An 8,483-nucleotide genomic window follows, 5' to 3' on the forward strand; every position below is an offset into this window, starting at 1 on the left:
AGCGGTTCGTCGCTTCCCCGTTCGGTGGTGCGGGTGAGCGCCTGTACCGCACCGGTGACCGGGTCCGCTGGTCGGCCGACGGCCAGTTGGAGTACCTGGGCGGGGTCGACGATCAGGTCGAGATCCATGGCTTCCGGATCGAGCTGGGCGAGGTCCAGGCGGTGCTCACGGGCCACCCGTCGGTGGCGCAGGCAGCGGTGCTTGTCCGTGACGACCAGGCCGGAGACGCACGTCTCGTCGCCTACGTCCTGCCCGTGCCCGCCGAGCGCGCCCAGGGCGGGGTGGTCGTGCCTGAGACGGTGGTCGCATGGGCCGCGGAGCAGTTGCCCGAGTACATGGTGCCGTCCGTGGTCGCTGTGTTGGATTCATGGCCGCTGACGGAGGACGGGAGGCTGGACCGGGAGGCGCTGCCCAACCCCGAGGAGGCTGCCGGCTCGGCAGTCAGTCGCGGGCCGGCGAACGCGTGGGAGGAGATCCTCTGCGGGGCCTTCGCACAGGTGCTGCGCCTGGAATCGGTCGGGGTTGACGAGGACTTCTTCGCGCTGGGCGGCCACTCCCTGTCCGCCGTCCGACTGCTCAGCCGGGTCAGGGCCGTGCTGGGTGTGGAGCTGCCGTTGCGCGTGCTGTTCGAGGCGCCCACGGTCGCCAAGCTGGCAGCCCGCGTGGCCGGCGCGGGCCAGGCCCGCACAGCACTGACGGCCGGTGAGCGGCCGGAGCGGCTTCCGTTGTCGTTCGCGCAGCGCCGGTTGTGGTTCATCGGGCAGTTGGAGGGTCCGAGCGCGACCTACAACGTGCCTGTGGCGCTTCGGCTGTCGGGTGAGCTGGACGAGGAGGCGCTGGGCGCGGCACTGCGGGACGTGCTGGGGCGGCACGAGGTGCTGCGCACCGTGTTCCCGGCCGACGAGAACGGTGAGCCCTACCAGCGGATCACGGCGCTGGAGGACTTGGCGTGGGACCTGGAGGTCGCCGAGGTCGCTCGGGAAGAACTGGCGGGTGCGGTCGCCGGCGCGATGGGCCACGAGTTCGACCTGGCGGTCGACGTACCGATCCGGGCATGGCTGTTCTCGACCGGCTGTGATGAGCGGATCCTGGTGCTGACCGTCCACCACATCATCAGTGATGGTTGGTCGATGGGGCCGCTGGCCCGTGACCTGTCGGTGGCGTATGCGGCCCGTTGCGATGGTCGGGTGCCGCAGTGGTCCCCGCTGCCGGTGCAGTATGCGGACTACGCGCTGTGGCAGCGCGAGTTGCTGGGTGACGAGCGGGATCCGGAGAGTCTGCTGTCGCGCCAGGTGGCTTACTGGCGTGAGGCGTTGGCCGGGGCCCCGGAGGAGTTGGAGCTTCCCTACGACCGCGCGCGTCCCCTGGTGGCGAGCTATCGGGGTCATCGGGTGCCGGTGGAAGTGTCGGCCGAAGTGCACGCGCAGTTGGTGGGGTTGGCGCGAGCCGAGGGCGCGACCGTGTTCATGGTGCTGCAGGCGGCGCTTGCTGTGCTGCTCTCGCGCCTGGGCGCCGGGACTGACATTCCGATCGGTGTCGCGGTGGCCGGTCGTACCGATGAGGCGCTGGACGACCTGGTCGGGTTCTTCGTCAACTCACTGGTGGCGCGCACGGATCTGTCGGGTGATCCGACGTTCGGTGAGGTGCTGGCGCGGGTGCGTCGGGCCGGGCTCGGAGCGTTCGAGAACCAGGATGTCCCGTTCGAGAAGCTCGTCGAGGAGTTGGCCCCGGCGCGTTCGTTGTCACGGCACCCGCTGTTCCAGGTGATGCTGACGGTCCAGAACACCACGAGGGCGGCACTGGAACTGTCGGGCCTGCAAGCCGAGGGTGCTGCTGCCGAGCTGTCGACGGTGAAGTTCGATCTCGATGTGAACGTGGGTGAGGTGTTCGACGGTGAGGGTCGGCCGGCGGGGTTGCGTGGCGTGGTGACGGGGTCGGTGGATCTGTTCGACGAGGTGTCGGTTGGTGAGTTGGTGGGGCGTTGGGTGCGGGTGTTGGGGGCTGTGGTGGCGGATCCGTTGGTGCGGGTGAGTGGTGTGGAGGTGTTGAGCGAGGTTGAGCGTGGTCGGGTCGTGGGTGAGTGGAATGACACGGTTGCGGTGGAGCCGGGTGGGACGTTGCCGGGGTTGTTCGAGGCGCAGGTGGCGCGGACGCCGGGTGCGGTGGCGTTGGTGTCGGCTGACGGTGTGGAGGTGTCGTACGGGGAGGTGGATGAGCGGGCGAATCGGTTGGCGCGGCTGTTGGTCGGGCGTGGTGTGGGGCCGGAGTCGGTGGTCGCGGTGCTGATGGAGCGTTCGGTCGGGGCTGTGGTGGCGCTGCTGGCGGTGTCGAAGGCGGGTGGTGCGTATCTGCCGCTGGATCCGGGTCTTCCGGTGGAGCGGATCGGGTTCATGGTGGGGGATGCGGGTGCGGTGCTGGTGCTGGCGGACTCGGACGCGGAGGCGGCGTCCGGGGTGTCGGGCTCGGTGTTGGGCGTGCCCTTGGTGGTGGTGGACGACCCGGTGGTGGTGGCGGAGCTTGCCGGCCTGGGTGGTGGGGTGCTGTCGGATGCGGAGCGCGTGGCGGGGCTGCGGCCGGAGCATCCGGTGTATGTGATCTACACGTCGGGGTCGACGGGTGTGCCCAAGGGCGTGGTGGTGACGCACCGGGGCGTGGGGAACCTGGCGGCGGAGGAGGCGCGGCGTTTTGTGGTGGGTGTGGGTTCGCGGGTGGTGCAGCGGGCGTCGTTGAGTTTCGATGCGGCGTTCTCGGAGATGTGCATGGCGTTGTTGGCGGGGGCGGCGTCGGTGTTGGCGCCGGCGGGTGTGGTGGTGGGTGAGGAGTTGGTGTCGTTCCTGGTGGAGCGTGGGGTGACGCACGCGATCATTCAGCCGGCGGTGTTGGCGTCGTTGCCGGTGGGTTCGGTTGAGCGGTTGTCGGGGTTGGAGACGTTGGTGGTGGCGGGTGAGGTGTGTGCGCCGGAGTTGGTGGGGTTGTGGGCTGCGGGTCGGCGGATGTTCAACGTGTACGGGCCGACCGAGGCGACGGTGGCGGTGGCGGAGACCGAGCCGTTGGTGGCGGGGGAGTTGGTGACGATCGGTGGGCCGATCGCGAATGTGCGTCTGTATGTGCTGGATGAGGCTCTGCGGCCGGTTCCGGCGGGGGTGCGCGGTGAGTTGCACATCGCGGGTGTGTCGTTGGCGCGTGGCTATCTGAGGCGTGCGGGTTTGACGGCTTCGCGGTTCGTGGCGGATCCGTACGGTGCGGTGGGATCGCGGATGTACCGCACGGGGGATGTGGCGTACTGGACGCGTGAGGGGCGTCTGGTGGTGGTGGGGCGTTCGGACTCGCAGGTGAAGGTGCGCGGCTTCCGGATCGAGTTGGGTGAGGTGGAGTCGGCGCTGGTGGCGTCGCCCGGTGTGGCGCACGGGGTGGCGCTGGTGCGTGAGGACCGGCCCGGTGACAGGCGTCTGGTCGGTTATGTGGTCGCCGAGCCGGGCGCGGTGGTCGGGGCGCGGGCGGTGCGTGAGGAGTTGGCCTCCCGCCTGCCGGAGTACATGGTGCCCACCGCCGTCGTGGTGTTGGACGCGCTGCCGTTGACGGTCAACGGCAAGCTGGACCGCAAGGCACTGCCCGCACCGGAGTTCGAGGCGGGCGCGGGCCGCGGTCCGGCGACGCCGCAGGAGGAGATCCTGTGCGCGGTCTTCGCCGAGATCCTGGGCCTGGACGCCGTGGGCGTGGACGACGACTTCTTCGCCCTGGGCGGCCACTCACTCCTCGCCACACGCCTGGTCAGCCGCATCCGAACCGTACTCGGCATCGAGATGAGCCTACGCACGCTCTTCGAGGCACCCACCGTGGCCGCCCTCGCCGCCAGGCTGACGGACGCGGGCACCGCCCGCACCGCGCTGGCCCCCGCCGAGCGACCCGAACGCATCCCCCTCTCCTACGCCCAGCGCCGACTCTGGTTCCTCGCGCAGCTCGAGGGCCCGAGCGCCACCTACAACCTTCCCTCGGTGTTGCGACTGAGCGGCGAGGTGGACGCCGCGGCCTTGAACACGGCCCTGCGTGACGTCCTGGAGCGGCATGAGGTGTTGCGCACCGCCTTCCCGGTGGCCGGGAACGGCGAGCCGTATCAGCGGATCATCGAAATGACGGATGTCGACAGGGAGTTGACTGTCCTCGAGGTCGCGCCGGCCGAGCTGGCGGATGCGGTCGCAAAGGCGGCGGCGTACCCGTTCGACCTGGCGGTCGAGGCACCGATCCGGGCGTGGCTCTTCGTCACCGGACCGGGCGAGCACGTCCTGGTGCTGACGGTCCACCACATCGCCGGTGATGGTTGGTCGATGGGGCCGCTGGCCCGGGACATCTCGCACGCCTACGCCCAGCGGTGCAAGGGCATGGCGCCGGAGTGGTCCCCGTTGCCGGTGCAGTACGCGGACTACGCCATGTGGCAGCGTGAGCTGTTGGGTGACGAGCAGGACCCGGAGAGTCTGCTGTCGCGCCAGGTCGCCTACTGGCGAGCGGCGTTGGCGGGTGCGCCGGAGGAGCTGGAGCTGCCGTTCGACCGAGTGCGGCCGGCCGTGGCGGGGCACCGTGGCCACGCAGTGCCGCTGGAGGTTCCGGCCGAGCTGCACGCCCGTCTGGCCCAGGTCGCGCGGGCCGAGGGCGTGACGATGTTCATGCTCCTGCAGGCCGCGTTCGCGGTGCTGCTGTCGCGCCTGGGTGCGGGCACCGACATCCCGATCGGGGTGGCCGTCGCCGGGCGCCTGGACGAGGCGCTGGACGAGCTGGTGGGGTCGTTCATCAACACCCTGGTGATTCGGACCGACCTGTCGGGCGGTCCGACCTTCACCCAGGCGCTTGCTCGGGTGCGCGACGCGGGCCTGAGCGCCATGGAGAACCAGGATGTGCCCTTCGACAGGCTTGTCGAGGAGCTGGCGCCGACTCGTTCGCTGGCGCGGCACCCGCTCTTCCAGGTCCTGTTGACGCTGCAGAACAACGCGCGGACGTCGCTGGAGCTGAAGGGCGTGAACGCCGAAGGCATCTCGCTCGGAACGGAGGCCGCGAAGGTCGACCTGGACGTGAGCATCGGCGAGGTGTTTGACGAGGTCGGTCGGCCGGCGGGCCTTCGTGGCGTGGTGATCGCCGCGGCGGATCTGTTCGATGCGGAGTCGGTTGAGCGGTTGGCGGCGCGTTGGGTTCGGGTGTTGGAGGTGGTGGCTGCGGATCCGCGGGTGCGGGTGGGTGCGGTGGAGGTGGTGGATGAGGTGGAGCGTCGTCGGGTGGTGGTGGAGTGGAATGACACGGTGGTTGGTGGGCCGTTGGTGATGGTGCCGGAGTTGTTCGCGGCGCGGGTGGCGGGGTCGCCGGATGCGGTGGCGGTGGTGTTCGAGGGTGAGTCGGTGTCGTATGCGGAGTTGGATGCGCGGGCGGGCCGGTTGGCGGCGTGTTTGGTGGCTGAGGGGGTTGGGCCGGAGTCGGTGGTGGCTCTGGCGTTGCCGCGTGGGGTGGAGATGGTGGCGGCGATCTTGGGTGTGTGGAAGGTGGGTGCGGCGTATGTGCCGTTGGATCCGGAGTATCCGGTGGAGCGGTTGGCGTTCGTTGTGGCGGACAGTGGTGCGGTGTTGGTGGTGGGGGTCGGGTCGACTCTGGTGGGGTTGTCGGGGGTGGGGTTGCCGGTGTTGGCGTTGGATGATCCGGGGGTGGTGTCGCGGCTTGCGGGGGCTGTGCCGCAGGCGGCAGTTGAACACGTGAGCTCGGGTCGGTTGGCGTATGTGATCTACACTTCCGGATCGACGGGGGTGCCGAAGGGTGTGGCGGCGACTCATGGTGGGTTGGCGAACCTGGTGGCTTCGTTCGGGCCGGTGTTCGGGGTGGGTCCGGGGTCGGGGGTGTTGCAGTTCGCGTCGTTCAGTTTCGATGCGTCGGTGCTGGATGTGGCGGTGACGCTGTCGTCGGGTGCGGCGTTGGTGGTGGCGAGCGCGGCGGAGCGTGGTGAGCCGGGGTTGTTGCGTGAGTTGGTGGCGTCGGCGGGGGTGCGGGCGGCGAGTGTGGTGCCGTCGTTGCTGGGGGTGTTGGAGCCGGCGGATCTGGCGGGGGTGGAGACGCTCCTGGTGGGTGCGGAGGCGATCAGTGTTCAGCAGGCGGGGGTGTGGTCCAGGGGTCGGCGTCTGGTGAACACGTATGGGCCGACGGAGGCGGCGGTGATGGTGGCGGCCGGTGAGGTGGATGCCGGGCGTGTGGGGGTGGTGCCGTTCGGTCGGCCGATCCGGAACACCCAATTGTTGGTGTTGGACAATTACTTGATGCCGGTGCCGGTGGGTGTGGCGGGTGATTTGTATATCGCCGGGTCGGGGTTGGCGCGGGGTTATCTGGGTCGTGCGGGGTTGACGGCGGAGCGGTTCGTGGCGGGTCGGTTCGCCGGTGGTGGTGGGCGGATGTATCGCACGGGGGACCGGGCGAAGTGGGCGTCCGATGGTCAGTTGGTGTTCGCGGGTCGTGCGGATGAGCAGGTGAAGATCCGTGGTTTCCGGATCGAGCCGGGTGAGGTGCAGGCGGTGGTGGCCGCGTATCCGGGGGTGGCTCAGGCGGTGGTCGTCGTGCGTGAGGACCAGGCGGGGGATCCGCGTCTGGTCGCCTACGTGGTGGTTGAGGGGGGTGTGGGGGTTGGTGATCTGCCGGTGGAGCTGCGGGAGTTCGTGGCGCAGCGCATGCCGGAGTACATGGTGCCGTCGGCGGTGGTGGTGCTGGATGTGCTGCCGTTGACGGTCAACGGAAAGCTGGACCGCAAGGCCCTGCCCGCCCCGCAGTATTCGGCGGGAACGGGACGAGCACCTGCCACGGAGCGCGAGAAGGTCCTCTGCGCCGTGTTCGCCGAGGTGCTCGGCCTGGAGAACGTTGGTGTGGACGACAACTTCTTCGTCCTTGGTGGGCACTCGCTGCTGGCCACGCAACTCGTCACCCGTATTCGTGAGGTCCTCGGTGTCGAAGCGCGACTCGCGGACGTCTTCGAGGCGCCGACAGTGGCCGGACTCGCAACTCAAGTTGGAAATCAAAAGTCAGCTAGGCCGGCGTTGCGGCCGATGCGTAACAAGGAGGAGTCCTGATGATTCCGTTGTCGTTCGCGCAGCGCCGGTTGTGGTTCGTCGGGCAGCTGGAGGGCCCGAGTGCGGCTTACAACGTTCCCATGAGTCTGCGGCTGTCGGGCGAGGTGAACCGGGAGGCATTGGGCGCGGCACTGCGGGATGTACTGGGCCGGCACGAGGTGCTGCGCACGGTCTTCCCGGTGTCGGATGGAGAGCCGTACCAGCGGATCATCGCGATGGAGGATCTGGCCTGGGAACTGGAGACCGTCCAGGTCGCTCCGGCGGGCATGGCCGCTGCGATCGCTGCGGCCACTGCCCACACCTTTGACTTCGCGGTGGAGGTGCCGATCCGGGCCTGGCTGTTCACCGCTGAGCCGGATGAGCAGATCCTCCTTGTCGTGGTCCACCACATCGCAAGCGACGGCTGGTCGACGGGGCCGCTGGCTCGGGACCTCTCGATGGCGTATGCGGCACGGTGCGAGGGTCGGGCGCCGGGCTGGGAGCCGCTGCCGGTGCAGTACGCGGACTATGCGCTGTGGCAGCGCGACCTGCTGGGCGACGAGCAGGATCCGGAAAGCCTGATGTCACGTCAGATCGCCTACTGGCGCGAGGCGCTGGATGGTGCGCCGGAGGAGCTGGAGCTTCCCGCCGATCGTCCGCGTCCCGCTGTGGCCAGCCACCGCGGGCACAGCGTACGACTGGACATTCCGGCCGAGGTCCACGCGAAGCTCGCGGAGTTGGCGCGCGCCGAGGGCGCGACCGTGTTCATGGTGCTGCAGGCGGCTGTCGCGGTGCTGCTCTCGCGCCTGGGCGCCGGCACTGACATTCCGATCGGCACGGCGGTCGCCGGCCGCACCGACTCGGCCCTGAACGATCTGGTCGGGTTCTTCGTCAACTCGCTGGTGGTGCGCACGGATCTGTCGGGCGACCCCACGTTCACCGAGGCCGTGGCACGGGCTCGGAAAGCGGGTCTCGGGGCACTCGGGCACCAGGACGTGCCGTTCGACAAGTTGGTCGAGGTGCTGGCGCCGGCGCGCAAGCTGTCGCGGAACGCCCTGTTCCAGGTGCTGCTGACCGTACAGAACAACGCGCGCGCGGATGTGGGCCTGCCGGGCGGGAGTGTCGGCTCCGCTTCGGCCGACGTTCCGCTGGAGGCGGTGGCGGCTCGGCTCGACGTGGAATTCGTTGTGTCCGAGGTCTTCGATGCCGAGGGTCGGCCGGCGGGGTTGCGTGGCTCGCTTGTTGCGGCGGCGGATCTGTTCGATCTGGAGTCGGTGGAGCGGATCGCTGCTCGGTGGGTGCGGGTGTTGGAGTCGGTGGCTGCCGATCCGCAGCTGCGGGTGAGTGGTGTGGGTGTGCTGGACGAGGTTGAGCGTGGTCGGGTGCTGGTGGAGTGGAACGACACCGGGGTTGTGG

General features: G+C 69.3%; 2 protein-coding genes. Both read left to right on the forward strand.

The genetic code is table 11. The features are described 5' to 3' along the window. Nucleotides 1-7,088, forward strand: a 7,088-nt coding sequence (locus ABD323_RS37655; RefSeq protein WP_425556300.1) for an amino acid adenylation domain-containing protein, incomplete at its 5' end; no start/stop codon positions are given. Next, on the forward strand, nt 7,088-8,483 hold a 1,396-nt coding region (locus ABD323_RS37660), incomplete at its 3' end, for a condensation domain-containing protein (protein ID WP_344446604.1). The genes ABD323_RS37655 and ABD323_RS37660, both read left to right, overlap by 1 nt.

The organism is Kitasatospora nipponensis (assembly GCF_039528135.1).
GTDB classification, from domain to species: Bacteria; Actinomycetota; Actinomycetes; order Streptomycetales; family Streptomycetaceae; genus Kitasatospora; species Kitasatospora nipponensis.